This window comes from Kribbella speibonae (assembly GCF_004331375.1).
In the GTDB taxonomy this organism is placed as follows: domain Bacteria; phylum Actinomycetota; class Actinomycetes; order Propionibacteriales; family Kribbellaceae; genus Kribbella; species Kribbella sindirgiensis.
Genome location: NZ_SJKC01000001.1, coordinates 197,371 through 222,911, shown reverse-complemented (window position 1 = coordinate 222,911; position 25,541 = coordinate 197,371). Strand labels below are relative to the sequence as shown.

General features: G+C 68.5%; 24 protein-coding genes and 1 riboswitch. Of the genes, 13 read left to right on the top strand and 11 right to left on the bottom strand.

The genetic code is table 11. The features are described 5' to 3' along the window. Window positions 1-70: 70 nt before the first annotated feature. Window positions 71-334: a hypothetical protein gene (locus tag E0H92_RS01160; protein WP_131495094.1), complete on the top strand. Its 264-nt coding sequence runs from the start codon at window positions 71-73 to the stop codon at window positions 332-334. Here E0H92_RS01160 and E0H92_RS01155 read toward each other — a convergent pair. Continuing rightward, a complete protein-coding gene (locus E0H92_RS01155) occupies window positions 322-1,497 on the bottom strand; it encodes a DUF418 domain-containing protein (RefSeq protein WP_131495093.1) in 1,176 nt (391 codons plus the stop codon). The two genes, E0H92_RS01160 and E0H92_RS01155, sit on opposite strands and share 13 nt — an antisense overlap. Before the next feature lie 84 nt (window positions 1,498-1,581). Here E0H92_RS01155 and E0H92_RS01150 point away from each other — a divergent pair, with 84 nt between their 5' ends. Then, entirely contained in the window at window positions 1,582-2,406 is an 825-nt protein-coding gene (locus E0H92_RS01150) for a class I SAM-dependent methyltransferase (RefSeq protein WP_131495092.1), read from the top strand. On the opposite strand, the gene E0H92_RS43985 is transcribed toward E0H92_RS01150, so the two are convergent. Beyond that, window positions 2,400-2,540, bottom strand: coding sequence for a hypothetical protein (locus tag E0H92_RS43985; protein WP_165546414.1), 141 nt, complete (start codon window positions 2,538-2,540; stop codon window positions 2,400-2,402). The genes E0H92_RS01150 and E0H92_RS43985 overlap by 7 nt on opposite strands. Window positions 2,541-2,642: 102 nt before the next feature. On the opposite strand from E0H92_RS43985, the gene E0H92_RS01145 reads away from it, so the two are divergent. Both E0H92_RS01145 and E0H92_RS01140 read left to right on the top strand, forming a co-directional pair. After that, window positions 2,643-3,500, top strand: coding sequence for a DNA-formamidopyrimidine glycosylase family protein (locus tag E0H92_RS01145; protein ID WP_131495091.1), 858 nt, complete (start codon window positions 2,643-2,645; stop codon window positions 3,498-3,500). Window positions 3,501-3,513: 13 nt separating this feature from the next. Further along, complete coding sequence (locus E0H92_RS01140; protein ID WP_131495090.1) at window positions 3,514-3,942, top strand: DUF2871 domain-containing protein; 429 nt, start codon at window positions 3,514-3,516, stop codon at window positions 3,940-3,942. Window position 3,943: 1 nt separating this feature from the next. Here E0H92_RS01140 and E0H92_RS01135 read toward each other — a convergent pair whose 3' ends face one another. Continuing rightward, window positions 3,944-4,780: a hypothetical protein gene (locus E0H92_RS01135; RefSeq protein WP_131466895.1), complete on the bottom strand. Its 837-nt coding sequence runs from the start codon at window positions 4,778-4,780 to the stop codon at window positions 3,944-3,946. A gap of 102 nt (window positions 4,781-4,882) precedes the next feature. On the opposite strand from E0H92_RS01135, the gene E0H92_RS01130 reads away from it, so the two are divergent. The 3 genes from E0H92_RS01130 to E0H92_RS01120 all read left to right on the top strand — a co-directional run bounded on the left by E0H92_RS01130 (window position 4,883) and on the right by E0H92_RS01120 (window position 9,593). Beyond that, on the top strand, window positions 4,883-5,206 hold the full coding sequence (locus tag E0H92_RS01130; RefSeq protein ID WP_131284789.1) for a rhodanese-like domain-containing protein: 324 nt from the start codon (window positions 4,883-4,885) through the stop codon (window positions 5,204-5,206). Between the two features lie 135 nt (window positions 5,207-5,341). Beyond that, window positions 5,342-8,674, top strand: a complete 3,333-nt coding sequence (locus E0H92_RS01125; RefSeq protein ID WP_238173259.1) for a phosphodiester glycosidase family protein — start codon at window positions 5,342-5,344, stop codon at window positions 8,672-8,674. Window positions 8,675-8,684: 10 nt separating this feature from the next. After that, window positions 8,685-9,593, top strand: coding sequence for a S66 peptidase family protein (locus E0H92_RS01120; protein WP_131466893.1), 909 nt, complete (start codon window positions 8,685-8,687; stop codon window positions 9,591-9,593). On the opposite strand, the gene E0H92_RS01115 is transcribed toward E0H92_RS01120, so the two are convergent. The 3 genes from E0H92_RS01115 to E0H92_RS01105 all read right to left on the bottom strand — a co-directional run bounded on the left by E0H92_RS01115 (window position 9,565) and on the right by E0H92_RS01105 (window position 14,966). After that, a complete protein-coding gene (locus E0H92_RS01115) occupies window positions 9,565-11,148 on the bottom strand; it encodes a S9 family peptidase (RefSeq protein ID WP_238153306.1) in 1,584 nt (527 codons plus the stop codon). The genes E0H92_RS01120 and E0H92_RS01115 overlap by 29 nt on opposite strands. A gap of 282 nt (window positions 11,149-11,430) precedes the next feature. Beyond that, the gene (locus E0H92_RS01110) at window positions 11,431-13,209 is read right to left on the bottom strand and encodes an ABC transporter ATP-binding protein (protein ID WP_131466891.1); all 1,779 of its coding nucleotides are present in this window, start codon (window positions 13,207-13,209) and stop codon (window positions 11,431-11,433) included. Next, window positions 13,206-14,966 carry an ABC transporter transmembrane domain-containing protein gene (locus E0H92_RS01105; protein ID WP_131495088.1) on the bottom strand — a complete coding sequence of 587 codons (1,761 nt, stop codon included), beginning with the start codon at window positions 14,964-14,966 and terminating at the stop codon, window positions 13,206-13,208. Before E0H92_RS01105 ends, E0H92_RS01110 begins: the two co-directional genes overlap by 4 nt. 165 nt (window positions 14,967-15,131) lie before the next feature. On the opposite strand from E0H92_RS01105, the gene E0H92_RS01100 reads away from it, so the two are divergent. Continuing rightward, a complete protein-coding gene (locus E0H92_RS01100) occupies window positions 15,132-16,541 on the top strand; it encodes an MFS transporter (protein ID WP_131466889.1) in 1,410 nt (469 codons plus the stop codon). On the opposite strand, the gene E0H92_RS01095 is transcribed toward E0H92_RS01100, so the two are convergent. Beyond that, window positions 16,528-17,541 carry a GTP pyrophosphokinase gene (locus E0H92_RS01095; protein ID WP_131495087.1) on the bottom strand — a complete coding sequence of 338 codons (1,014 nt, stop codon included), beginning with the start codon at window positions 17,539-17,541 and terminating at the stop codon, window positions 16,528-16,530. The genes E0H92_RS01100 and E0H92_RS01095 overlap by 14 nt on opposite strands. Window positions 17,542-17,690: 149 nt before the next feature. Here E0H92_RS01095 and E0H92_RS01090 point away from each other — a divergent pair, with 149 nt between their 5' ends. The 5 genes from E0H92_RS01090 to E0H92_RS01070 all read left to right on the top strand — a co-directional run bounded on the left by E0H92_RS01090 (window position 17,691) and on the right by E0H92_RS01070 (window position 22,749). After that, window positions 17,691-18,884, top strand: a complete 1,194-nt coding sequence (locus tag E0H92_RS01090; RefSeq protein WP_131284802.1) for an ATP-binding protein — start codon at window positions 17,691-17,693, stop codon at window positions 18,882-18,884. Window positions 18,885-19,028: 144 nt separating this feature from the next. Next, on the top strand, window positions 19,029-19,799 hold the full coding sequence (locus tag E0H92_RS01085) for a DUF3152 domain-containing protein (RefSeq protein WP_238153304.1): 771 nt from the start codon (window positions 19,029-19,031) through the stop codon (window positions 19,797-19,799). Window positions 19,800-19,829: 30 nt separating this feature from the next. Next, window positions 19,830-20,636, top strand: coding sequence for a hypothetical protein (locus E0H92_RS01080; protein ID WP_131495086.1), 807 nt, complete (start codon window positions 19,830-19,832; stop codon window positions 20,634-20,636). Continuing rightward, complete coding sequence (locus tag E0H92_RS01075; RefSeq protein WP_131495085.1) at window positions 20,633-21,292, top strand: alpha/beta fold hydrolase; 660 nt, start codon at window positions 20,633-20,635, stop codon at window positions 21,290-21,292. Before E0H92_RS01080 ends, E0H92_RS01075 begins: the two co-directional genes overlap by 4 nt. An 18-nt stretch (window positions 21,293-21,310) precedes the next feature. Next, a riboswitch (TPP riboswitch) is annotated at window positions 21,311-21,428 on the top strand. Then, window positions 21,424-22,749 carry a purine-cytosine permease family protein gene (locus tag E0H92_RS01070; RefSeq protein ID WP_131466884.1) on the top strand — a complete coding sequence of 442 codons (1,326 nt, stop codon included), beginning with the start codon at window positions 21,424-21,426 and terminating at the stop codon, window positions 22,747-22,749. It overlaps the preceding riboswitch by 5 nt. Here E0H92_RS01070 and E0H92_RS01065 read toward each other — a convergent pair. The 4 genes from E0H92_RS01065 to E0H92_RS01050 are packed head-to-tail and all read right to left on the bottom strand — an operon-like array spanning window position 22,688 to window position 25,536. Then, window positions 22,688-23,908 (bottom strand): cation:proton antiporter, encoded by a 1,221-nt coding sequence (locus E0H92_RS01065; RefSeq protein ID WP_131495084.1) that lies wholly within the window; start codon window positions 23,906-23,908, stop codon window positions 22,688-22,690. The genes E0H92_RS01070 and E0H92_RS01065 overlap by 62 nt on opposite strands. Window positions 23,909-23,939: 31 nt before the next feature. Then, entirely contained in the window at window positions 23,940-24,173 is a 234-nt protein-coding gene (locus tag E0H92_RS01060; RefSeq protein WP_131495083.1) for an anti-sigma factor family protein, read from the bottom strand. Then, window positions 24,170-24,802: an RNA polymerase sigma factor gene (locus E0H92_RS01055; protein ID WP_238173258.1), complete on the bottom strand. Its 633-nt coding sequence runs from the start codon at window positions 24,800-24,802 to the stop codon at window positions 24,170-24,172. The genes E0H92_RS01060 and E0H92_RS01055 overlap by 4 nt, the downstream gene beginning before the upstream one ends. Window positions 24,803-24,831: 29 nt before the next feature. Beyond that, window positions 24,832-25,536 (bottom strand): flavodoxin family protein, encoded by a 705-nt coding sequence (locus E0H92_RS01050; RefSeq protein WP_131495082.1) that lies wholly within the window; start codon window positions 25,534-25,536, stop codon window positions 24,832-24,834. Window positions 25,537-25,541 lie beyond the last annotated feature (5 nt).

Genomic DNA, 25,541 nt, shown 5'->3' with positions numbered 1-25,541 from the left:
GCAGTAATTTGTCGGACTATGTCAATAGTGCCACTGGTGGCAGGATCTGATAGATAGAATCATTACTGCCATGACCGGATACATCGTTCTCGTAGTCATCGTGCTGGCCGTGATCGCGGCTCTGGAGATCAGCAACAGGCGCAACTCGACCGGTCCGGCGACCGGACCGCGGGGCACCTGGATCACCGACGATCGTGACGTGGCCCGGACCAAGCTCGACCTGCTCGCCCTCGGCGCGGCGGCCAAGCCCTTCAACCACAAGCCCGCTTCAACCACCGGAACCGTGCACACCATCCGCACGGCCCGCCTGCACCACGGCCGTCACGCGGCCTGAGTGAGTTTGCGCCAGCTGGGGGCGGTCCCATTGGTGACCGCCCGCAGCGCGCCCTCGACCGGGCCGTAGCGGTAGCTGTTCAGCCACAGGTGGCTCAGGAGCAACTGCAGCGTGAAGATGCCGACTGCGAAGCCCACCGTCTCCAGCGGAGACACCTGACCCGCCAGTCCGAAGCCGACGCCAGTGAAGATCAGCATGGTCGCCACTGACTGCCCCAGGTAGTTCGACAGCGCCATCCGTCCGGCCGGTGCGAGGAGTCGGCGGATGTCCTCTCCGCGGTCTGAGTGCATGATCCGCAGCAGCGAAGCGACGTACGCCGCCGTCAGGAACGGTGCTGTCATCACACTCATCAGCACTGCCCTGGTGTCGCCGTTACCGCCGGCGGCGTAGACCAGCCCGCCGGTGATACCGATCGCGAAGCCGACCAGCTGGATGAGCCGCAGCAACGCATCGGCATCGTGAGTGTTCTGCAGCAGCCGTCGTCGACCGGCGACCATGCCGATCAGGAACGCGGCCAGTGTGGTCGGGCCCTGCACTGTCAGCAGCGACAGGCCGTACGTCGGGAGCGCCCGGACGTGCTCGCCGATGACGTCGCTGAACGACCCTGCCAAGTTCGCAGTCGTCTCCTGTGCGGCTGCTACTGCCGTGGTGGGGTCCATGAACTGAGTGCTGTCGACGAACAGCGCAGCGACCGCCAGGGTGATGAACAGGTACACGTAGATGCCTCCCGCGACCAGGAGCGCCGTACGGTCCTTCACTCGCCGCATGGAGAGCAGGACGAGGCCGATGATCGCGTAGACGCTCAGGATGTCGCCCGTGATCAGGAAGACGCCGTGCAGGGCGCCGAGTACGAACAGGCCCCCGAGCCGCCGCAGCATCCGCGGTCTGAACGCCGCACCGGCCCGCTGCGCCGCCTCCATCTGCAGCTGGAAGCTGTACCCGAACAGGAACGAGAACAGCAGGTAGAACTTCATGTCCACGAACGCCGACGACACCCAGTGCACCGAATGGTCGAGCCAGGAGTCGTACGCCGGGTTCTGGGCCAAATGGATCGGGAAGCCGGAGGCGGCGAAGGTGATGTTCACGACCAAGATGCCCAGCAGGGCGAAACCACGCAGCGCGTCGATGTCCTGAATACGCGTTCGATCGAGTACCTGGCTCATGCACTCCAGCACATCAGGGCAACCCTGAGTGCACAGTCGCGCTGAATCCTCCTCGAGGGTGGAGCTACCTCTACCCTCGACCGTGTGAGCGACTACCGCGAGGTGAACCGGGCCAACTGGGACGAGCGGGTCCCGGCGCATGTGGCGTCACCCAGCTACCACGTCGACGACTTCCTGTCCGACCCGTCGTACCTCAGTGAGGTGGTCCGGTTCGACCGCCCGCGGCTCGGTGATGTCACTGGGCTGCGCGGCGTCCACCTGCAGTGCCACATCGGGACCGACACCGTGTCGCTGGCGCGGCTCGGAGCACAGATGACCGCGCTGGACTTCTCGGAGCCGGCCATCGAGCAGGCTCGGTCGCTTGCAGCACGGCTCGGGTTGTCGGTCGACTTCCACGTGGCTGATGCGTACGACGCGGTGCGGGTGCTGGGCGCGTCGGCGTACGACTTCGTCTACACCGGGATCGGGGCGCTGTGCTGGCTGCCGGACATCGGCAGGTGGGCGCAGGTCGTCGCCGGGTTGCTGAAGCCGGGCGGGCGACTGTTCGTCCGCGAGGGCCATCCGATGCTGTGGGCGCTGGACGCCGGACCGGAGGTCCCCGAGGTGCGGTTCCCGTACTTCGAGACCGCGGCGCCGATCGTGTGGGACGAGGGCGGGACCTACGTCGAGACGGAGGTCGAGTTCTCCACCACGCTCACGCACGAGTGGAACCACGGCCTCGGCGAGACCATCACCGCCGTACAGCAGGCCGGTCTGGTGTTCGACTCACTGACCGACCACGACAGCGCACCGTGGAACGCCCTCCCCGGCCTCATGACCGAGGACGCGGAAGGTGAGTGGCGCCTGACGGACAACCCGCACCATCTGGCCGCCACCTACACCCTGCAGGCGCACAAGCCCGCTCAGTGAGCCCTGCGCTGCTGCACCTTCTGAACGGCCTGCTTGATCTTCTGCTGGTTCTCCGGCTTGCTCAGCTCGCGCTGGGCAACCTGCACCAGCTTGGCGACCACAGCGCCCTTGAGCATTGTCTTCACGAACCCCATCAGGGCCTCCCTCGTCTGTTGTCACCGAAACTACCGGCCGTCACAACCCTCCTCCATAGGTGATCCTCCGGAACTGTCCCTGGCGTCAGGCACACTAGGACCATGCCGGAGTTGCCGGAGGTGGAGTCGCTGGCCGTGTTCCTGCGGGAGCGCGCGGTCGGTCACGCCTTTGTGCGGGCCGACATCACGGCCATCAGTGCGCTGAAGACCTACGATCCGCCGATCTCGGCGATGGTCGGGTTGCTGATCGACGACGTGCAGCGGCACGGGAAGTTCCTGGACATCTCCGCGCAGGGCGTGCACCTGGTGATCCATCTGGCGCGGGCCGGCTGGCTGCGCTGGAAAGAGGAGCAGAACACCGGCCTCGTGCGCCCGGGGAAGGGGCCGATCGCGCTCCGCACCGTGCTGGACGACGGCGGCGGGTTCGACCTGACCGAGGCCGGCACGCAGAAGAAGCTCGCGGTGTACGTCGTGCGCGATGTCAACGAGGTCCCCGGGGTCGCACGGCTCGGGCCGGACCCGTTCACGCTGTCGCTCGAGGACTTCGGCGAGATCCTGAAACGCCAGGGCCGGGTCCAGCTGAAGGGCGTCCTGCGGAGCCAGTCCGTGATCGCCGGTATCGGCAACGCGTACTCCGACGAGATCCTGCACGTCGCGAAGATGAGCCCGTTCAAACCGGCGTCGAACCTGTCCGACGAGGAGCTCGAGACGCTGTACGCCGCGATGCGCGACACCCTCAAGGACGCGGTCGACCGCTCCGCGGGCCTCGCCGTGCAGGACCTGAAGTCGGAGAAGAAGTCCGGTCTGCGCGTGCACGGCCGCAAGGGTGAGAAGTGCCCGGTCTGCGGCGACATCGTCCGCGAGGTGAGCTTCGCCGACTCCTCCCTGCAGTACTGCGCGACCTGCCAGACCGGCGGCAAACCGCTGGCCGACCGGAGGCTGTCGAAGCTGCTCAAGTAGTAGGTTCCCGCCCATGCGGAAACTCTTCGTGGCAGCAGACGTGTACATGATCCTGGGGCTGATCAGCGGGCTGTACTACCGCGAGCTCACCAAGGCGAACGACTTCACCGGCGACACCCAGCTCAGCGTCGTCCACACCCACATCCTCGCGCTGGGCATGTTGTTCTTCCTGATCGCGCTCGCGCTGGAGAAGCTGTTCACCTTGAGTGAGGGGAAGCTGTTCACCGCGTTCTTCTGGGTCTACAACGCCGGTCTCGCCCTCACCGTCGGCCTGATGATCGTCCGCGGCACGATGACCGTGCTGGGTCACGAGGCCGGTCCTGCATTGGATGGTCTGTCCGGTCTGGGGCACATCACGATCACCCTCGGCCTGATCTTCTTCTTCATCAACCTCGGCAAGCGCGTGGAGGCCGAGGTCAAGGAGAAGGCCGCGGCTGCCTAGATCACAGGTGGACGACGTACGGCGATGACGCCGATCGACGGCCCGCCTCCAGACGCACTCGCAGCTCGTGCGCACCGGCCGGTCCCGCGATCCGCGTCGCCCAGCCGACCGACCGGCCCGGATCGAGACCGTCGAACGTCCAGACCTGCTCGCTCGCGGACCAGCCCGCCGGCAAGGGGAGTTCCACCTCACCGCGCGCCGGCGTCCGGCTGAAGTTCGTCACGACCACGGTGATCTCGTCGCGCCCGGGATGAATCGACGCCAGCACGGTGCCGACCGGTGCGACGAGCACCCGCCGTACGCCAGTAGGCACCGTCAGCGGCAGGACGCGGAGCTCGGGCATCGGGAACGGGCCGATCGTGGTCCGGGTCAGCTCGTGACCGGTCACGCCGTACCTGCGACCGGCCAGCCGGATCTGGTGCCGGCTGTCGGGATCGACCAGGCCGATGAACCGTACGGCGACATCGGTCGCGCGACGTGCGACCAGGTGGGCCGGCGTACCGGTCGGAGTCAGGTCCCAGACGCCGTCCGCGTTCGCGGTGACGGTGTCCGGCGGGACGATCCGCAGCTTGCCCTGCAGCGCCACGCGGACCACCGGTGGCTCGCCGATCTCCGGCAACCGGACGACGAGGTCGTCGCCGTCGCGGCGCCAGGTCAGCGCCTTGCCGGTGTGGTCCTCGACGACGTGCCGTGGCGTGGTGGCGAGACCCGGCAGCCGGACCTCGTGGTCCGGTGGCCGGCGCGCGATCCGGAGCAGCAGAAGCTCACGGCTCCGCAGGATCGCCTCGCCCCAGGGTTGCGGCTCGAACTCCCCTGGGATCCCCTGAATCAATGCCACCGCAGCCTCCTTCGAGCCACGGTCCGAAATCCGCCGTCCGGTGTCAACGCGTTATCCGGACTCCGGGCAGCCGCCTACCCTCCGGTCTGACATGCTGGGGGCATGTTCCGGAACCAGGAGATTCCTTCGGTCGTGGTGGCTGAGCTCGACGACGACCTGCTGACGGAGGCGTTCGTGCTCGATGTGCGGGAGCCGGACGAGTGGGACCGCGGGCACATCGAGGGCGCCACGCACATCCCGCTCGGCGAGCTGCAGGAGCGGGTCGGCGAGGTGCCGCTGGACCAGAAGGTGCTCTGCGTGTGCGCGGTCGGCGGCCGGTCCGGTATGGCCACCCAGTTCCTGAACCAGCTCGGCCGCGAGGCGATCAACCTCGACGGCGGCATGCACGCCTGGCAGACCTCCGGCCGCCCGGTCGCCACGAACTGAGAAGAAAACCTTCCACACTGTGACCGCAGGCGTTACTTTGTCACCGGTCGGTTGATCGACGTACACCTGCGGCTCATGAGGCGGTAGCGCGCGCGGCGTCGGATGACCGAGTCCGTCCACCGTGGGGAGGTTCCTGTGTCGCTCATCCGTCCCTTGACCACAGCGATCGGCGTGGGTGGCCTGTTGGCCGGCGTGCTGGTCAGCCCAGCCGTAGCGCGGACCACCGCGACAACGGGCATCCCGGACGCCGCGATCGCCGAGACCGGCGTACTGACGTCGCGCGACGACAGCCCGGTGGCGCCGGGCGTGAACTACACGTCGTTCGAGCGCCTGGACGCGAAGGGCTGGCAGCGCGGCGACATCCTCGACACCGACCTGGACAAGCGCGGCGTGACCGTCGACCTGGTCAACACCGGCAAGGTGTCCGGTGGCCGGCCGCTCAGTCAGCAGCTGGCCGGCAAGGGTGCGATCGCTGGTGTCAACGGCGACTTCTTCGACATCAACGACACGACCGCGCCGCTCGGCGTCGGGGTGGAATCCGGCAAGCTGCTCAACGCGCCCGCTGCCGGGCACAACGACACCGCGGTGATCGGCAAGGACGGCCTCGGCAAGATCGCTCAGCTGTTCCTGCAGGGGACGGCTGTCGACGGCGCCACGAAGCTCGAGCTGACCAACCTCAACTCGCCGACCGTCAACACCGGCGGTATCGGCCTCTACACCCCGGAGTGGGGCGATGCGGCCCGGACCCGGACCGTGGACGGCCTGCCGACCGTGCGCGAGGTGATCCTTCGCGACGGTGTCGTCGTCTCCACCGCCACCACTCCGGCCACCACTGCGTTGGCTGCGAACGAGCAGGCGCTGATCGGCCGCGAGGCGGGCGCCGACGCGCTCGCCGCGTTCGCGGTGGGCGACAAGGTCGCCGTCGAGTACGGCCTGCGCCCGGACGCGGGCGAGGTCGCGGCCGCGGTGAGCGGCAACTACCAGCTCGCGAAGGACGGCAAGGTCCCGGACGCCGTGCCGGACGCCGACCTCGCGCCGCGCACGGCGATCGGGTTCGACGCCGACGGCAGCCGGATGATCCTGCTGACCGTCGACGGCCGGGCCACCGGCTCGCGCGGTCTGTCGCTGAAGGAAATGGGCCAGCTGATGATCAGCCTCGGTGCTGACGACGCGCTCAACCTGGACGGCGGTGGTTCCTCGACGATGCTCGCCCGCACCCCGGGGAAGGCCGCGCCGGAGGTCGTGAACGACCCGTCCGACGGCGGCGAGCGGCTGGTCCCGAACGGCCTCGGCCTCGTCCCGGTGAAGGGCTCGGGCCGTTTGAAGGGCTTCCGCGTCGAGTCTGTCGGCACCTCCGAAGCCGACCAGGACGCCGACCTCTCCCGCAGCTCCCGCGTCCTCACCGGACTCAGCCGAGTCCTCAGCGCCACCGGTCACGACGAGACGTACGCACCCGCGACCGGTACGCCGTTCTGGTACGCCGGCAGCAACGTCCGCGTCGACCAGCACGGCGTGGTCACCGGCCGGCGCGCCGGCGACGCGATCGTCACCGCGACCCGTGGCGCGGCGAACGGAAGGTTCCCGATGACAGTGCTCGGTACGCCGACCCGCCTGGCGCCCTCGACCCGGCAGGTGTCGCTCGCCGACTCCGCCGCCAAGGGCTTCTTCGAGGTCGACGGGTACGACGCCGACGGGTTCTCCACCTGGATCGAACCGCGCGACGTCAAGCTCAGTTACGACCCCGCGCTCGTGAAGATCGTTGCTGTACGCAATGGGTTCGAAGTCAACGCCTTGAGCAACGACGCGGTGTCGGCAGTGGTGACGGCGACGGTCGGTGGGCTGAGCACGCAGCTCAGCGTCACCTCCGGTCTGGCCAGCACGGTGGTCGACGAGCTCGACGATGTCACCAAGTGGGCAGCGAACGCCGTACCGGCCGGTGCCGCGACGGCGACGCGGTCGGCCGCGGAAGGGCATGACGGCGGGCAGGCGATCGCGCTCGACTACTCGTTGACGGGCAGCACCGCCACGCGAGCGGCGTACCTCTCGCAGACCCCGCAGCAGACCCTGCCGGGACAGCCCCAGAAGCTTGGCGCCTGGGTGTACGGCGACGGCAAGGGCGCGTGGTTGCGCGCCAATGCGTATGACGCGGCAGGCGGTTCGGCGCAGACGCTCAACCTGGCTCCGACGGTGGACTGGACCGGGTGGAAGTACGTCGAGGCGGACATCCCGCCGGGGCTGACGATGCCGCTGCGGTTCTGGCGGATCTACGTCGTGGAGACCTCGCCGACCCGGCAGTACTCCGGCCGGATCGTCGTCGACGACCTGACCGTTCGGAGCGCGCCGCCGGTGACGCTCCAGCCGCCGGCCAAGGTGATCGACCCGATGGTCGTCACCGACGGAACCGTGGCGACGAGCGGGCGCTGGCGGTTCGCGGTGATGTCCGACGCGCAGTTCACCGCCGACGACCCGAACTCGGACTACGTGAAGCAGGCCCGCCGGACGATCCGCGAGGTCCTCGCGCAGAAGCCCGACTTCCTGGTGATCAACGGCGACTTCGTGGACCGCGCGTTCGGTCCGGACATCGCGCTGGCCAAGCAGATCATCGACGAGGAGGTGGCCGGCAAGGTGCCGGTGCACTATGTGCCGGGCAACCACGAGACCTACGGCCCGGGCGACCTGTCCGAGTGGAAGAAGGTCTTCGGCAACGCGACCAGCACGTTCGACCACAAGGGCACCCGGTTCGTTCTGCGGGACTCGTCGCTCGGTTCGCTCCGCGCCGGAGGGTTCGACCAGATCCTCGACCTGCGCAAGCAGCTCGACTCCGCGGCGGCCGACCGGTCGATCAAGAACGTGGTCGTGATGGCGCACCACCCGATCGACGACCCGTCGCCGACGCAGAACTCGCAGCTCGGCGACCGCAAGGAAGCCGCGATGATCGTGAAGTGGCTGGCCGACTTCCGCGCCTCGACCGGCAAGGGTGCGGCCTACATGGCGGCGCACGCGGGCACGTTCGCGGCGACTCGTACCGACGGTGTACTGCTCCCGCTGACCGGGAACTCCGGTAAGAGCCCCGCTGCCGCACCGGACGCGGGTGGTTTCACCGGCTGGGTGCTTGTGGGCATCGCGGCGCGCCCGTCCGCGCAGCCGTGGTTCCAGGTGGAGCTGCGGCCGCACGTCGACTCCCTCGAACTGGCCGCGCCGGCTTCCCTGCGCCGCGGCCAGACCGGTACGGCGGCCGCGACCGTCGCACAGGAGAGCCGGCGGATCCCGGTGGCGTTCCCGGTCTCGGCTGACTGGTGGGGCTCGTCCACGCTGCACATCGGCCCCGCGAAGACCGCCCCGTTCTGGGCAGTCGCCTCCTTCGACCCGTCCACCGGCGTACTGACCGCACTACGCCCCGGCACGGCCCAGCTCGGCGTGACGGTGAACGGCGTCTCCAAGAGCACGACGCTGCAGGTCGGTTGGTAGCGTCGGCGAGGTGACTGACGTGGTGGTGCCGCAGCGGCTGCGGAGCGGGGACCGAGTTGCTGTGGTGGCACCGTCGGGGCGAGTTGACCCCTTGCGGCTGGACGCTGGAGTGGTCCACCTCAAGTCCTGGGGGCTTGAGGCGGACGTCATGCCGTCGGTACTCGCCGGGCACGAGCGCTTCAAGTACCTGGCGGCCGAGGACAGGGCACGTGCCGAGGACCTGCGGAACGCCTGGCTGGATCCGCAGTACGCCGCGGTGTTCTGCGCCCGTGGTGGGTACGGCGTGCAGCGGATGCTCGAGTACGTCGACGTCGACGAGCTGGTCGCCGTACCGAAGTGGTTCGTCGGGTTCAGTGACATCACCGCGCTGCACGAGCCGCTGAACGCGCGTGGTCTGGTGACTCTCCACGGGCCGATGGCTGCTGCCGTAGAGCAGCTGGACACGGCTGACGGACGTGAACGGCTACGAGCCTTGCTCTTCGAGCCATCCACGGTGACTGACCTGCTTGCACCGACCGGAGCGCGCACCGTGGTCGGTGGTGTCGCTGAGGGCGTACTGCGGGGTGGCAACCTGGCGATGCTGGCTTCGAGCATCGGTACGCCGACGTACGCACCGCCGGCGGGTGTCGTCGTCTTGGAGGACGTCGACGAGGCGGGCTATCGGGTGGATCGGTTGCTGACGCAGTTGCTGCGCGCCGGGTGGTTCGACGAAGTCACCGGTGTGGTGGTCGGCGACTTCACCGGCACCCAGGACCCGGGTGAGGTCATCCGCGAGCGGCTCGAGCCACTCGGCGTACCGATGGTGGAGGGCGCTGCGATCGGGCATGAGGCGCTGAACCTCGCCGTACCGCTGGGCCTGCCGGTACGGCTCGACGCGACCGCGGGTGTGCTCACCCCAGGTGGTCTCGCAGGAAGCTGAACGCCTGCGGGTAGGCGTCCAGGCGGTTCGTGAGCTTGGCCAGACCGTGTCCCTCGTCCGGGTACACGAGCAGCTGGCACGGTACGCCTCGCGTCGTCAGGGCGTCCGTGATCTGTTCTGCCTCCGACAACGGCACCCGTGGGTCGTTGGCGCCGTGGATGACGAACAGCGGCGCCCGGATGTCGTCGACGCGGCTGAGCGGGCTCGCCTCCTGAAGAAACTCCCGGTCCGTTGCAAGGTACCCGTACTCGCGCTCCCGCATCGACCGCCGGTAGTCCGACGTGTTCTCCAGGAACGTCACCAGCGAAGCGATTCCGACGATGTCCACACCGGCCGCCCACAGGTCCGGCTGGAACGCGACACCGGCCAGCACCATGTACCCGCCGTACGAGCCGCCCCAGAGCGCGGCCCGCTGCGGGTCGCCGTCGATCGTCGGCAGCCACGCGTTGATCGCGGCCAGGTCCTTCACCGAGTCCAGCCGCAACTCGCGGTCGTCCAGCGAGTACCAGCGCTTGCCATAGCCGGCCGAGCCGCGGACGTTCGGTACGACGACTGTGTGGCCCTCACCGGCCAGCGCCGAGATGATCGGGCTCCAGATCCGCATCGCGGCGCCTTCCGGACCGCCGTGCACGTGGACCACCGTGGTCCCCAGGCTCGGACCGGTCGGCCGGAACACGAACACCGGCACCTGTTCGCCGTCGAACGACGGAACGCGCAGGCTCTCCGGGTGCTGCAGCTCGGCCGGAACCTCGACCGGACGGATCGCCGTCAGTTCGCCGCCCGGCACGAACCGGTACACGGTCGGCGGGGTGACCGGGGAGTTGTAGGTGATCGCCGCGAACGAGCCGTCCGGCGACCAGATCGGATCCGGGGTGGCGTACAGCAAGCCGGCGCAACCACCGGCGGGCAGGTCGAGCGGAGCGATCGCCGACCCGTCCTCCAACCGGTGCAGCGCCAGCGCGACCTCGCCGTCCTCCAGTACGCCGACCAACAGGTGTTCGCCGTCCGGGGACGGCCAGCCGGCGAGATCGCGGGCGTCGTCGGCCAGCAGTTCGGTCCACGTCGCTGCGCTGACGTCGTACCGGCGGATTGCCATTCGGTCGCGGTCGGCGTTGCTGGACACCAGGAACGCGGACGAGTCGGGCAGCCAGGCGACTGGGCCTTGGTCGTTGTGCGCGTCTTCCGCGGTGAGTTCGGTGACGCTCTTGCTTGAGGTGTCGAGCAGGAGCAGTTGCATGGAGTTCGCGGGGGTGCTGGCCTTCGAGAGCACGACCCACTTGTCGTCCGGCGACGGGTCGACGCCCATCACCCAGCCGCCGCCGTCGTACAGAACGGTCTCGCGGCCGGTGGCCAGGTCGTGGGTGACCAGGTCGAAGTCGGTGCCGTTGCGGCGGTTCGTCGTGTAGAGAACACTGCCGGACCGAGCTGCGACCAGGTGGTGGATGTACTCGGCGTCGTGGACCAGCGGGGTCAGTGTGGGCAGACCGGGCTCGTCGAGATCGATCAGCGAGAGCTGACCGCGCTCGTCCCCGCCGGTGTCGTGCTCGACAACCACCCGACTGCTCCCCGGAACGAACCGGGCACCCCGACAGGTGTCATCAAGATCGGTCAGCGCCCGCCAGGTCCCATCTGGCCCAACCTCGTTGACCTGCCGAGTCCCGGTGCCGTCGTACAAAACCAGCATCCGCCCCTCGTCATCAACGTCCAGAGCCATGGCGGTGGGCAAAGAAAAGAGCGTCGTCAGCAACACCCCTTCATCCTCGCACTCCACCAGGGGCGCTTACGTCCGAAGGTCTGCGGGCTACAGCCCACGTTCCTTCGGACGTAAGCGATTGGGTCAGCGGTCGCCGTGCCAGGAGTGCCAGAGGGCGGCGTAGGGGCCCTGGGCGTCGACGAGGTCGTCGTGGCCGCCTAGTTCGACGATCTTGCCGTCCTCGACTACAGCGATCACGTCGGCGTCGTGCGCGGTGTGCAGGCGGTGTGCGATCGCCACTACGGTCCGGCCCTCCAGTACGGTCGCCAGCGACCGCTCCAGGTGCCTCGCCGCGCGCGGGTCCATCAACGAGGTCGCCTCGTCCAGGACCAGCGTGTGCGGGTCAGCGAGGACCAGACGCGCCAGTGCAACCTGCTGTGCCTGGGCCGGCGTCAGCGAGACCCCACCGGAGCCCACCTCCGTGTCCAGCCCGTTGTCGAAGCCGGCGACCCAGCCGTCGGCGTCCACCGACCGCAGTGCCGCCCACAGGTCCGCGTCGGACGCGTCCTGCTTGGCCAGCCGCAGGTTGTCCCGCACGCTGCCCACGAACACGTGGTGCTCTTGGTTGACCAGGGCAACGTGACTACGGACCTGCTCGGCTGACATCCGGTCCAGCGCCGCTCCACCCAAGGTGATGTCGCCGACGCGTGGTGAGTAGATGCCGGCCAGCAAACGGCCCAGCGTCGACTTACCGGCACCGGACGGCCCGACAAGCGCCACACGAGCACCTGGCTCGACCGTCAGCGTGACTCCGTGCAGTACGTCGCGGCCCTCCAGGTACCCGAACCGCACGTCGTCGGCCAGCACCGTCCGCCCGTCCGGCTCGTCGTCGCTCGTCGTCGCGGCCGTCTCCACCTCACGGACGCCGACCAGCCGCGCCAGCGACACCTGCGCCACCTGCAGCTCGTCGTACCAGCGGATCATCATGTTGACCGGCTCGACGAGCATCTGGATGTACAGCGCACCTGTGGTCAGCGCACCGACCGTCAGCCAGCCCTGGATCGCGAAACCGCCACCGATGACCAGTACGGCGGCCAACGCGACCGTGTGGGTCATGTTGATCACCGGGAACAGCACCATCCGCAGGTACAGCGTGTACCGCTCCCAGGCGACCCACTGACCGATCCGGGTGTCGCCCACGGCGATCCGGCGGCCACCGAGCCGGTGCGACTCGACGGTGCGGCCGGCGTCGACCGTCTCGGCCAGCGCCGAGGCGACCGCGGCGTACCCGGCCGCCTCCGACCGGTACCCGGCGGGTGCACGGCGGAAGTACCACCGGCCGCCGATGATTAGGATCGGCGCCGCGATCACCACGGCCACCGCCAGCGCCGGCGCGGTCACGATCAGCGCGCCGATCAGCAGCGACGCCCAGATGATCGCGATCGTCAGCTGCGGTACGGCGTCCCGCATCGCGTGCGACAGCCGGTCGATGTCCGTGGTGATCCGGGACAGCAGGTCACCGGTCCCGGCGCGCTCCAGCACGCCCGGCGGCAGCCCGACCGCACGGACCAGGAAGTCCTCGCGCAGATCCGCGAGCATCTCCTCGCCGAGCACCGCGCCGCGCAGGCGGGTCAGCCGCACGAACACCGTCTGCACCGCGAGCGCGATGACGAAGCCGATCACGACGTACGGCAGGTCCACGTCGGTGTGGCCCTCGGACAGCTTCTGCACCACGTTGCCGAGCAGCCACGGACCGACCATGCCGCTCAGCGCCGCCACCGCGTTCACGAGTGTCAGCCACAGGAACTGGCGCCGGTGCCGGTGGAACAGCTCCTTGATGTAGGCACGGACGGTCGCGCCACTTGCCACCGGGAGCCGTACTACTTCCTGCGGGGCTGCCGGGTCGTACTCTGGCCGCTTCACGCGAACTCCTCGAACGTCGGCTCTTCTTCACGGGTCACAACCGCGCGGTACCGCGCGTTGGTGTGCAGCAGCTCGTGGTGCGTACCGACCGCATCCACACGGCCCTCCGGTACGAACACGACCCGCTCCGCCCGGTCAAGCATCAGCGGACTGGACGTGAACACCACCGTGGTCCGGCCGCGCCGCAGCAACTGCAGACCGTCCGCGATCCGCGCTTCGGTGTGCGCGTCGACCGCACTGGTCGGCTCGTCCAGCACCAGCACCTGCGGGTCGACGTACAGCGAGCGCGCCAACGCCACCCGCTGCCGCTGGCCGCCGGACAGAGACCTGCCGCGCTCGGTCAGCACCGCGTTCATCGCGTCGGACTCACCAGCAGGCAGTGTCTGCCGCAGTACGTCGAGGATGTCCTCGCACTGCGCCGCGTCGAGCGCTGTCTCCGGTGAGACCGCACCACTGGCCGGAACGTCGAACAGCTCCCGCACCGTCCCCGACAACAGCACCGGGTCCTTGTCCTGCACGAGTACGACGGTGCGCGCCGACTCCAGCGGGATCTCGTCCAGTGCGACGCCGTCGAGCAGCACGGACGCCTCGTCGGTAGCGGACGGGCTGTGGCCGCCCAGACGGTCGGCCAGCAGACCGCCCTCGTCCGGGTTGCCGCAGACGACCGCGGTGAAGCTTCCGGCGAGGACATGCAGCCCGGTGACCGGGTCGAGCACGTCGCCCTCCGGCAGCTGGGCTTCGGCGGTCCCCTTGGTCTCGTCGGTCCGCCGCAACGACAGCACGCGCGCGGCCCGGCGTGCCGACACCTTCGAGAAGATGAACGCGCTCGCGGTCTCCTCGAACGTGTGCAGCGGCACCAGCATGAACGTGATGAAGCCGTACGTCGTGACCAGCTCGCCGACCGAGATGTGGCCGGACGTCACCAGCCGGACGCCCATCCAGACGACGAGCACCAGGAACAGCCCGAACAACAGCACCTGCAGAGCCGCGATCAGCGACCACATCCGGGCACTGCGGACCGCACTGCTCCGGTAGTCCTGCGAAGCTTCGCGGTACCGCTCGAGGAACAGCTGCTCACCGCCGATACCGCGCAGCACGCGCAGACCGGCGACGGTGTCGGCGGCCAGCTCGGTCGCCCGGCCGCCCTTGGCCCGCTGCGCGTCCGCGCGGCGCTCCGCGGGACCCATCAGCGGGACGATCGAGAACGCGAGCACAGGGACGGCGATCGCGACCACCAGACCGAGCTGCGGCTCGTACAGCAGCAGACCGATCACGACCGCGAAACAGGTCAGCAGCGCGGCCACGAACCGGCCGAGGACCTCGACGAACCAGCCGATCTTCTCGACGTCGCCGCTGCTCACGGCCACGACTTCACCGGCGGCGATCCGGCGGGTCAGCAGCGAGCCCAGCTCCGCGGCCTTGCGGAAGAGCAGCTGCTGCAGGCGGGACGCCGTACTGATCCAGTTGGTCACGACGGCTTTGTGGAAGTACGAGTCGGCGCCGGCCTTGGCCGCACCGAACGCGAGCAGGAGGGCACCGGCCAGCATCAGCTTGGGCCAGGACAGGTCGATCGCCGCCTGAACGGCGAGACCGACGGCGACCGGAGCGGCCGCGATGCCGCCGAAGTAGACGAGACCCCAGAACACCGCGAGGGCCTGCCCGCGCAGCTGCTGGTGCTCCAGCCAGAGGATGAGTCGGACGCCGGATCGAGTGTCCGGCACACCCGGATCGGCGAATGGGATGAGGCGCAAAGACATGACGTCTCACAAAGAGGCATAGAAGGGTTGAAAGAAGGCACCTGACCAGGCGAATAGAACAAGCCTAGGCGGCCCCGCCGACAGTCCGTCAAACCGTTTTCGCGGACACCCGGGAACCGTTTCCAGGCCCAGGTAGTACAGTATTCAACGGACGGAGGGAGCCGGGTGGAGGAGCTGACGCGCAGGCGGCGGCTGCTGGTGCTGGCGATCTGTTGCTCCAGCCTGTTCATCGTCGGGCTGGACTCGACGATCGTGAACCTGGCGCTCCCGGCGATCCGGTCCGAGTTCGGGGCCTCGGTCGCGAAGCTGCAGTGGACGATCGACGCCTACACGCTGGTGCTGGCCAGTCTGCTGATGGTGTCCGGCTCGACCGCGGACCGCGTCGGGCGGCGGCGGACGTTCCAGGTCGGGCTGGTGCTCTTCGGGATCGGGTCGTTGCTGTGCGGAGTCGCGTCGAGTGTCGACCTGCTGATCGCGTTCCGGGTGCTGCAGGCAGTCGGCGGGTCGATGCTGAACCCGGTGGCGATGTCGATCATCACCAACACCTTCACGGATCCGCGCGAGCGTGCGCAGGCGATCGGGGTGTGGGGCGGTGTGGTCGGGCTGAGCATGGCCGTCGGCCCGGTCGTCGGCGGGTCGCTCGTGGACACGGCCGGGTGGCGGTTCATCTTCTGGATCAACGTGCCGGTCGCGGTCGCCGCCGTACTGATGACTGCCTTGTTCGTACCCGAGTCGCGGGCCGCCGTACCGCGGCGGATGGACCCGGTCGGGCAGGTGCTCGTCGTACTGCTGCTGGGCGGTCTGACGTACGGGATCATCGAGGGCCGCTCTGCCGGGTGGGGGTCGCCGCTGATCATCGGGTGCTTCGTGGTGTGCGTGCTGGCACTGGTGACGCTCGTGTACTACGAACGCCGTCGAGAGCAGCCGCTGCTCGAGCCCAGGTTCTTCCGAAGCGCACCGTTCTCCGGTGCCACGCTGATCGCGGTGTGCGGGTTCTCGGCGTTGTCGGCGTTCCTGTTCCTCAACTCGCTCTACCTGCAGTCGGTGCGTGGTTTCACCGCACTACATGCCGGTCTGCTCACGCTGCCGATGGCTGCGATGACCGTGGTGTTCGCGCCGGTGTCAGGCTGGCTGGTGGGCCACAGAGGTCCTCGGGTGCCGCTAGTGGTGGCGGGCAGCATGCTGACTCTGTCTGGGATACTGCTGTCGTTCCTGACCACTACTACTGCGACCGTGTACCTGCTGATCTCGTACCTGGTCTTCGGACTCGGCTTCGGCGTGCTGAATGCACCTATTACCAACGCAGCCGTCTCCGGCATGCCGCGAGCACAGGCAGGCGTCGCAGCGGCCATCGCCTCCACCAGCCGCCAAGTCGGCGCCTCACTGGGAGTCGCTGTCGCCGGTACCGTCCTCACCGCGCGCCTGGTCGGCTCCTTCGAGACAGGTTTCGTCAGCGCTGCCAAGCTCTGCTGGTACATCATCGCGGGCTGCGGAGCGCTGGTACTGGTTCTGGGACTGATCACGACATCCCGGTGGGCACGTCGTACGGCGGAGGACCTCGTCAGGGCTGGATGATCTCGGCCCGGACCAGTGCCTTCAGGCGGCCGCGGAGGATCTTCTGGCGGCGTTCCTCGTCGGGGAACAGTTCCAGGTAGGCAGGGCCCTTGGCTGCAAGCAGGTCGTCGTCGAGGCGCCGTACCGTGCCGGCTGGGGCTCGGTGTGTCATGGCTGCCTGTACTGCTTCGCTGTCGATGCCTCTGAGCAGTTCGGTGAGCTGCTCCTCCGTGTCGATGCCGAGGCGGTGCAGGACGCCCAGGATCCAGGCGTAGTGCGTGGTCTTCGCGTGCGGCGCATCCGGGTAGCGGCGGGTCAGGTACGTCGTCAGCGTGGCCGTGGTGAGATCCAGCGGCGCCTTGTCCTCAGCGGTCGCGGCGAGCTCGCGGTACAGCCGGTCGATCTCGGTGAACTCGTTGTCGGCCAGCTCCATCAACGCCGCCGCCAGCAGGAATCGCCGGTCGAACTCGGGCTTGCGGTCCGGCGGGATGTCCAGCTTGTACCGGATGTCGTGCTCGAACTCGGCCCACGCGTGCTGGACCGCCGTCCGGACCTGGATCTCCATCACCAGGTTCTTCAGTACGGCGTACTCCGGCAGCTCGCGGCGGTGCTCGTTCAGCCGGACGAGGTAGTGCTTGCTGGCGTACCCGAAGACGCCCTGCGCCCGGGTGTGCGCGCCCATGTCGGTGTGCTCGACGATCTCGAACTCTTCCTCGATCACCTCGCAGACCCGGTCCACCGCCTCGACCAGGAACGTGATGACCCGGGCCGCGACCAGGTCGGTGATCTGGTTCAGCGGGTCGTCGTACTTCGGTCTGGAGGGGTCGTCGGGATGCGGTTTCGACGCCTTCGCGAGGAACGACTCGGGGTCCTTGGCCCGCGCGGTCGCGGTCAGGTAGTTGATGCCTTCCTCTTCGCCGATCAGCTCGTTGATCAGCGCCTCGAGCTTGCGCGCGCCGCCGACGTACTGCTGATGCACCCGCTCGTACAAGGCGCCGGCCCGCGGAACCCACTCCACCATGCGGGAACCATAGTGGCCTCGGGGTCGCTCGTGGTGTCTATCGGTTTCTAGTGATTTCACTAGAAAGCTGTAGAGACCTGTCGCGACACGCTCTCGTCGTTGATCGGTCAATCTACGGATAACGCTAGACGGCCTCATACAGTGAAAGCATGGATCCGATCCGGAATCCCTATGCGCCCGGCGCCGGTCAGCGGCCGCCTGAGCTGGCCGGACGCGACACCGAGGTGCGGCAGTTCGAGGTGGTGCTCGAACGGGTCGCGGCAGGCAGACCCGAGCGGAGCCTGGTGCTCAGCGGACTCCGGGGCGTCGGTAAGACGGTGCTGCTCAACACACTGCGTTCGCAGGCGATCAAGCGGGCCTGGGGCACCGGGAAGATCGAGGCGCGACCGGACCAGAGCATCCGGTTGCCGATCGCGCAGGCGCTGCACACGGCGATGCGGGAGCTGGGACACCGGCACCGCGACGACGAGAAGGTCGACCAGTTCAGCGCCGTACTGAAGGCCTTCGCGCTGCGTACTGCGGCCAATGACCGGAAGGGCATCCGCTGGCATCCGCCGGTGGACGTGGCCGCCGCGAAGGGCCGGGCCGACTCCGGTGACCTGGAGATGGATCTGATCGAGCTGTTCACCGACGCCGCGGACCTGGCCGGTGACCTGACCGTCGGGGTCGGGCTGTTCATCGACGAGATGCAGGACATCAGTGCGGACGACCTGTCCGCGCTGTGCGCCGCATGTCACGAGATCTCGCAGCAGAGCGCGCCGCTGGTCGTCGTCGGAGCGGGCCTGCCGCATCTGCCCGCCGTACTGTCGGCCTCGAAGTCGTACTCCGAGCGGCTGTTCCGCTACATCCGGGTGGACCGTCTGGCGCGCGAGGCGTGCGACCGCGCGCTGATGGTGCCGGCGGAGAGCGAAGGCGTGCAGTACGACGAGGAGGCGCTCGACGAGCTGTACGCGCAGACGGACGGGTACCCGTACTTCGTGCAGGCGTTCGCGCACTCCACCTGGGACCACGCGCCGACCTCACCCATCACCATCAAGGACGTCGCCGTCGCAGGCCCCGAAGCGTCCGCCGAACTGACCGTGGGCTTCTTCGGCTCCCGCTACGAACGAGCCACCCCCGCCGAACGCGAGTACATGCGCGCCATGGCCGAACTGGGCATCGGCGTCGACGACGGCTCCGTCCCCACCGCCGAGGTAGCCAGCACCCTCAACCGCAAACCCCAATCCCTCTCCCCAGCCCGCGACGGCCTGATCAAAAAAGGCCTGGTCTTCTCCGCCGAACGCGGCACCGTAGCCTTCACCGTCCCCCACTTCGGAAAATTCCTGCGGACGAGGACGGCTTAACACAACCGGGGTTTCGTGCCTTGGCAGGTATCGGTAGGGTCACGTGTCATGACCACCCGGCGGAGCGGCCAGCGCGGACACACGTCTGGGCGGCGCCGGGGTGGGCGGCACAGTCGGCGGAAGTCTTACAAGGGGCAGTGGCTTGTGGTGACCGCGTTGGCGGTGCTCGGGACTGTGGTGGTGGCGCATCCGGATGTTGCGCATCGGAACAGCTTGGCGGCGCAGGCCGTTGCGGGGGTCAACGAGGTTGCGCAGGAGGAGCCGGTGGCTTCGGTGACGCCGCGAACGACGCCGGTTCCGGTGGCGACGCCGACGCAGAAATTCACCACTCCGTTGCGGCCGGCACCGACGCTGACGCGGAAGCCGAAGGGTGCGAAGCCGAACGTCCTGGTGTCGACCGGGAAGCTCGCGGTGGTGCCTGGGTCCAACAAGGCGACCGGTGTCCGCGACAAGATGACGTACCGGGTGGAGATCGAGCAGGGCGTGTCGGTGAACGGTGCCGCGGTCGCGGCGGCCATCCACAAGACCCTGACGGACCCGCGCGGCTGGCAGGCGGTGCACCCGGTGAGTTTCGAGCGGACGGACCGCGTCGACGCCGACCTCCGGATCATCCTGGCCACGCCGACCCTGACGGACAAGCTCTGTCTGCCGCTCGACACCGGCGGTGAGGTCTCCTGCCGGGTCGAGGACCGTGTCGTGCTGAACGCGAAGCGGTGGCTGTACGCGATCCCGGCGTACAACGGGAAGGTCGACCTGTACCGCAGCTACCTGGTCAACCACGAGGTCGGGCACGCGCTCGGCCACGGGCACTCGACCTGCACGACCCCGAAGACCCCCGCGCCGGTGATGATGCAGCAGACCAAGGGGCTGGCCGGCTGCCTGCCGAACGCCTGGCCGACGATCAAGGCCACCTGAGAAACTGGGTACGACGGGAGGGAGTACACGATGTCGTCACAGGACTTCCCGACGTACGGCAGGGACGATCAGCCCGACAAGCAGCAGGCACCCGACGAGGAGCATCACTACGCGCCACCCACGCCGTACGGCGGTGGCGCGTACGGCGGCCCGCCTGCTCCGCCGGAGCAGTTCCCCTACGCGCAGCCCCAGCCCTACGAAAGTCAGCCACCTGCGCAGGGCAACCCGGCGTACCACCAGCCTCCGGCCTACCGCCCCGGTGCACCGTACGGCGCTCCCGCGAGTCCTGAGCCGCATGAGCTCCCGACATACGGCCGCGAGCGGCACGAGCGTGACCCACGTGCCGCGAGGGTTGTCGGCCTGGCCGCGTTCATCGCCGCGATCTACGGGCTGCTGGTCGTCTCCGTCCAGCGCGTCGCGCTCCGGGAGATCTCACAGGCACCGGGCTCACCACTCAACCACCCGCTCCGTACTGACGTGCTCGACGCGATCGGCCAGCTGCTGCTCGTGGTTGTCGGCACCGGCGCGCTCGTGATGTGGGTCCGCGACGTGCTGGCCCGCCGCAAGACCGGTGGCCGGCTGGACCCGGCTGAGCTGGCCGGTCTGCTCCTGGTCGCGGTCTCCTTCGTCCCGATCCTGGTCTGGCTGATCATGGTGCTGTCCACAGGTCTCGGTGCCAGCGACGGCGCGGTGCACCGGCTGCCCACGGCGTACGGCTGGGGTGGTTTCGGCCTGCTGATCCTCGCTGTCGGCCTCCTGCTCGGGTACCGCGAGCTCAAGCCTGACGTATCGAACCCGGTCGTCAAGGGCGCCCCGGCCAAGGCTCCGTGGGAGTGAACGCACCTGTCGTTCTTGTGCCCGGCCTGGGCCTCGGCCCGGAGTCGTACGCGCGGACGGTCGAGCACCTCGTCACGCCGTACCACGTGGTCACGCTGCCCGGGTACGGCGAACCGGCGGGCAGCCGTGAGGACCTGCATCCCCGTGCCCTCGCGGTGAGGCTGGCGGAGAAGATCCGCGAGCGGTCCGTCCTGGTCGGCCACTCGGCGAGTTGTCAGATCGTCGTCGAGACGGCGATCCGCTACCCGGAGCTCGCCCACGCGCTCGTACTCGCCGCACCGACCGGCGACGTCCGGCTGTCGAGCTGGGTCGACCGTGCGGTCCGGTTGGTCGGCTCCGCGATCCCGGACGCACCGAAGCTGGTCCGGATCAGTCCGCAATACGCCCGTACGACGCTGCCGTCGATCGCCCGTGCCGGCGAAGCGTCAAGGCACCACGACCTGGCCGCCGTGATGCCGCACGTCCAGGCGCCGGTGGTTCTGGTCCGCGGCAGGCACGACCTGTTGTGTACGGCGGAATGGGTCGAGCGACTCGCCGAACTCAGCCACGGCGAGGCCCGCACGCTGGACTCCGGGGCCCACATGCCGGTCGTGACGAACGGCCCGGAGCTGGCCGCTCTCATAGAACGAGCAGCCGCTCTCCCGGAAACTAGCTGACGAGTTAAACTCAGCAACACATACCTAAGCGGGAGCTCGCACCGAGGATGCGCGGGCTGAGAGGGCGACAGCTGGGTCGCCGACCGCCTGAACCTGACCGGGTAATGCCGGCGTAGGGAGTGGGGTCACTCATGACCGATACAGCTGTTCGTCCTGCCGGTACCACCGAGGCGCCGCTCGTCCTCACCACCGATGCGCCGCGCACGCTCGGCTTCTTCGACCAGTTCACGCTCTGGGGCAACTTCGGTATCTCGCTGTTCGGTCCGGTGACCGGTGCGCTCGTGGCGGCGTACACCGGCTCGCTGTGGCAAGGACTGCTCGCGGTGGTCGTCGGCTGTGGCATCGGTGCGCTGGTGCTCGGCGGAGCGGCCGTGTTCGGCTCGCAGACGGGTGCGCCCGCGATGGCGAGCCTGCGCGGTCTGTTCGGCCGCCGTGGCTCGATCGCGCCGACCGTCCTGAACATCGCGCAGAACGTCGGCTGGGCGACGATGGAGATCATCGTGATCTCGCAGGCCGCGGTCGCGGTCACGAGTGAGCGGTGGCGCTGGTTGTTCGTCGTACTCGCCGGAATCATCGCGACCGCGATGGCGGTCCGGCCGCTCGGCAGCGTGCGGATCCTGCGGAAGTTCATGGTCTGGCTGGTGCTGCTCGCATCCGTGTACCTGTTCGTGCAGGTGCTCAGCAAGCCGGTGCACGCCTTGCCGCAGGACAGCGTGTTCGGGTTCTGGCCGGCGGTCGACCTGGCCGCGGCGGGCGTCGTGTCGTTCGCGCCACTGGCCGCGGACTACACGCGGCACTCGCGGACCAACAAGGCCGCGTTCAGCGGCTCCGCACTCGGCTACGGCCTGGCGGCGATCGGGTACTACGCACTCGGTGTCGTCGCTGTGGCGACACTGGGGACCAACAGCGACGACGTGATCACCGCACTGGTCACGCTGCCGGCCGGTGCGATCGCCCTGCTGGTCCTGCTGGTGGACGAGGTCGACGAGGCGTACGCGAACGTCTACTCGACGACGATGGCCGCCCACAACCTGATCGGCCACATCGACCGGCGGTGGATCTCGATCGCGATCGGCGCCCTCGCCACCGGTATTGCGCTGTTCATCGACCTGGGCAACTACACCCAGTTCCTGTACCTGATCGGCTCGGTCTTCATCCCGCTGTTCGCGGTCGCGATCGCGGACTTCTTCGTGGTCAGCAAGATGAAGTGGGACGTCTCCGGTACGGCGAAGTTCCGCTGGCAACCGACCGCCGCGTGGCTGATCGGCTTCGTCGCCTACCAGTTGGTGAACCCAGGCACCGTTTCCGGCTGGTCCCCGTTCTGGACGAAGATCCAGCAGGCGATCTTCAACGATCAGCCCGTCCCCGGCTGGCTCGGCGCGACGTACACCTCAATCATCGTCTCGATGGTGGCTGCCGTGCTGCTCGGTCGGATCGGTCGGCGGCGGGCTGCCTGAGCAGGACCAGTGCGACAGCCGGGAAGAGCAGTACCGACAGGAGCCCGGCGCAGACGAGAGCGGCGGCGGTGATCGGGGTCATCAGACCGGTCGCCACGCCGATCTGCGTCGCGGTCACGATGAAGGGGAGCGACGTCGCCTGCAGCAGCGCGGTCGCTGCCGTCGCGCGAGCTCCCAGCGTCCGCACCGCGAGGTACGCCGGTACTCCGCGAACCGCTAGCAGTGCTAGCAGGAACAGCGGTACGCGGACGAGCGCCGCCGGGTCGTCGAGCAGGCCGCGCAGATCGAGCCGGAGCCCGCTCGTCACGAAGAACACCGGGATCAGGAACCCGTAGCCCAAGGCATCCAGCTTGACCCGGAAACGTGGGTGCGAGGTGGCGTCCCGGTCGACCATCCCGACCACCGCACCGGCGAGGAACGCGCCCAGGATCGTCTCCAGCCCGAACTGCTCCGCCAGCGCAACAAAAGCGACCAACAGCACCACAGCAGCTCGCACCCGGATCTCCGCCGTGGTGTCCTGCAGCCGAAGCAGCACCCCGCCGAGTCGCTGCGACCGTCCGGCGGTCGTGACGACCAGACCGGTGACGACCACGAGCAGGGCGAACAGACCAACCATCACCAGCCGCTCACCGGCACTGCCACCTTCGGTCGAGAACACCAGGGACAGCAGCAGTACGGCGGCGAAGTCGGCGACCGATGCGGCGGCGATGGTGAACTGCCCGACGCTGCCCTCGGCTTTGCCTGCGTCCTTGAGCACTGGCACGACCAGACCCAAGGAGGTAGCTGACAACGTCACGGCAAGCAGGAGTGCGCTCTGCACCCACCCGACCGCGGAGAACCCGAAGCCGACCAGCCCACCGAGCAGCAACGTCACCACATACCCCAGAACGGCCAGCCGCAGCACCTGCCCGCGTAACCGGTGGACGTCGATCTCCAGGCCGGCCAGGAACAGCAGGAAGCCCAGCCCCAGCAGCGAAACGATCTGCAGCGGCAGGTCCACGTCGACCAGTCCGAGACCGTGCGGGCCGACCACGATCCCGGCGACGATCTCCAGTACGACGGCCGGCACCCGGAGCCGCGGGGCGAGCCCGAGCAGCAGCGGGGCCAGCAACGCGATCAGAGCGACCGCGAACAGGTTGGTGAACTCAACGTCCGGCATACCGATTCAGTGCCGTCGACGCGGCCGGGCGTTACAGGTCAGCGCGGAAGCTGCGGAACGCCGCCAGCAGCCGGTCGCGGGTCTCCGCGGACAAGTCCTCGGGCTCGACCTGCCCGACCTCGGCGGCAGTACGCCGGATCTGCTCGACGTAGATCTCGCAGCCGTCGCAGAGCGCCAGATGCTCCACGAACCGCTGCTCCGTCTCGGGATCGAGTGCGCCGTCGAGGTACGCGGTGACAAGCTCGACCACCTCTGCGCACGTCATGCGTCAACCCCTGTGAAGTAACGCTCGAGGTGCCCGCGCACGGCCGCCCGTGCGCGGTGCAGCAGGACCCGCTGATTGACCATGGAGATGTCCAGCAACGCGCATACGTCCTCGGCGCCGTATCCGTCGATGTCTCGCAACGTCAGCACCACCTGCTGCCGGATCGGCAGGCTCTCGACCGCCGCGGCCACGGTCGAACGGACCTCGTGCGCGAGGACCTCGCTCTCGGTGGTCGGCCAGCGGTCCGGGAACGCCCGCCAACCGCCCGGGTACTGGTCGCCCGGCCCCCGGAACCGCTGTGGATCGACCGTCGGCACGTGGTCCGGGACCAGGCTGGTCCACGGCACCGTCCGCTGTTCCCGGGTCGCCCGTTTGCGCGCGATGTTGACGAGGATCCGGTACACCCAGGTCCGCAGCGAGGAGCGGCCCTCGAAGCGCCCGATTCCCTCGAACACGGCCAGCCAGGTGTCCTGGACGACTTCCTCGGCGCTGGCCGTGGTGGACACGAACGAGCGGGCCAGCCGCAGCATCGAGCCCGACCAGCCGTTCAGCAGGCACGCGAACGTCTCCTCGTCCCCGGTTCGCAGCCCGGCGACGAGTACGTCGTCCGTCGGTACCACAACCCCCACATGCCGACGGTACAGCAGCACCCCCGAAGTCAGCGGTACTCCGGGTTCTCGAAGTCGAACCGGCAGCCGGCGTCCCACTCGGACCGCTGGTTGCCGTGCGCCGGGACCCCGCCGGCGTCCTTGAGCAGCCGCGCGAAGTGCAGCAGGTTCCAGGTCATGAAGGTGGTGTTCCGGTTGGTGAAGTCGTTCTCCGGGCCGCCCGACCCCTCGTCCAGGTACGACGGACCCGGGCCGGCCTCCCCGATCCAGCCGGCGTCGGCCTGTGGCGGGATCGTGTAGCCGAGGTGCTGCAACGAGTACAGGACGTTCATCGCGCAGTGCTTCACGCCGTCCTCGTTACCGGTGATCAGGCAGCCGCCGACGCGTCCGTAGTACGCGTACTGCCCGCGCTCGTTGAGGATCGACGAGTTGCCGTACAAGCGTTCGATCACCTGTTTGGTGACCGAGCTGTTGTCGCCCAGCCAGATCGGTCCGGCGATCACCAGGATGTCGGCCGCCATCACCTGCTCCTGGATCGCCGGCCAGTCGTCCTTCGCCCAGCCGTGCTCGGTCATGTCGGGCCAGACACCGGTGGCGATGTCGTGGTCGACGGCGCGGATCACGTCGACCTGGACCCCTTGTTTCTCGAGGATGCGGCGGCTGACGTCGATCAGTCCCTCGGTGTTGCTGACGGCCGGCGATCGTTTCAGGGTGCAGTTGACGAACAGCGCGCGAAGGTCGTCGTACTCGGTCATCTCAG

Coding starts and splice junctions, on each gene's coding strand:
- E0H92_RS01070 (WP_131466884.1), top strand. CDS start 21,424: ATGACCGATACAGCTGTTCGTCCTGCCGGTACCACCGAGGCGCCGCTC.
- E0H92_RS01050 (WP_131495082.1), bottom strand. CDS start 25,536: ATGACCGAGTACGACGACCTTCGCGCGCTGTTCGTCAACTGCACCCTG.
- E0H92_RS01080 (WP_131495086.1), top strand. CDS start 19,830: ATGTCGTCACAGGACTTCCCGACGTACGGCAGGGACGATCAGCCCGAC.
- E0H92_RS01130 (WP_131284789.1), top strand. CDS start 4,883: ATGTTCCGGAACCAGGAGATTCCTTCGGTCGTGGTGGCTGAGCTCGAC.
- E0H92_RS01140 (WP_131495090.1), top strand. CDS start 3,514: ATGCGGAAACTCTTCGTGGCAGCAGACGTGTACATGATCCTGGGGCTG.
- E0H92_RS01145 (WP_131495091.1), top strand. CDS start 2,643: ATGCCGGAGTTGCCGGAGGTGGAGTCGCTGGCCGTGTTCCTGCGGGAG.
- E0H92_RS01160 (WP_131495094.1), top strand. CDS start 71: ATGACCGGATACATCGTTCTCGTAGTCATCGTGCTGGCCGTGATCGCG.
- E0H92_RS01095 (WP_131495087.1), bottom strand. CDS start 17,541: ATGGTGGAGTGGGTTCCGCGGGCCGGCGCCTTGTACGAGCGGGTGCAT.
- E0H92_RS01060 (WP_131495083.1), bottom strand. CDS start 24,173: ATGACGTGCGCAGAGGTGGTCGAGCTTGTCACCGCGTACCTCGACGGC.
- E0H92_RS43985 (WP_165546414.1), bottom strand. CDS start 2,540: ATGGGGTTCGTGAAGACAATGCTCAAGGGCGCTGTGGTCGCCAAGCTG.
- E0H92_RS01065 (WP_131495084.1), bottom strand. CDS start 23,908: ATGCCGGACGTTGAGTTCACCAACCTGTTCGCGGTCGCTCTGATCGCG.
- E0H92_RS01090 (WP_131284802.1), top strand. CDS start 17,691: ATGGATCCGATCCGGAATCCCTATGCGCCCGGCGCCGGTCAGCGGCCG.
- E0H92_RS01105 (WP_131495088.1), bottom strand. CDS start 14,966: ATGTCTTTGCGCCTCATCCCATTCGCCGATCCGGGTGTGCCGGACACT.
- E0H92_RS01155 (WP_131495093.1), bottom strand. CDS start 1,497: ATGAGCCAGGTACTCGATCGAACGCGTATTCAGGACATCGACGCGCTG.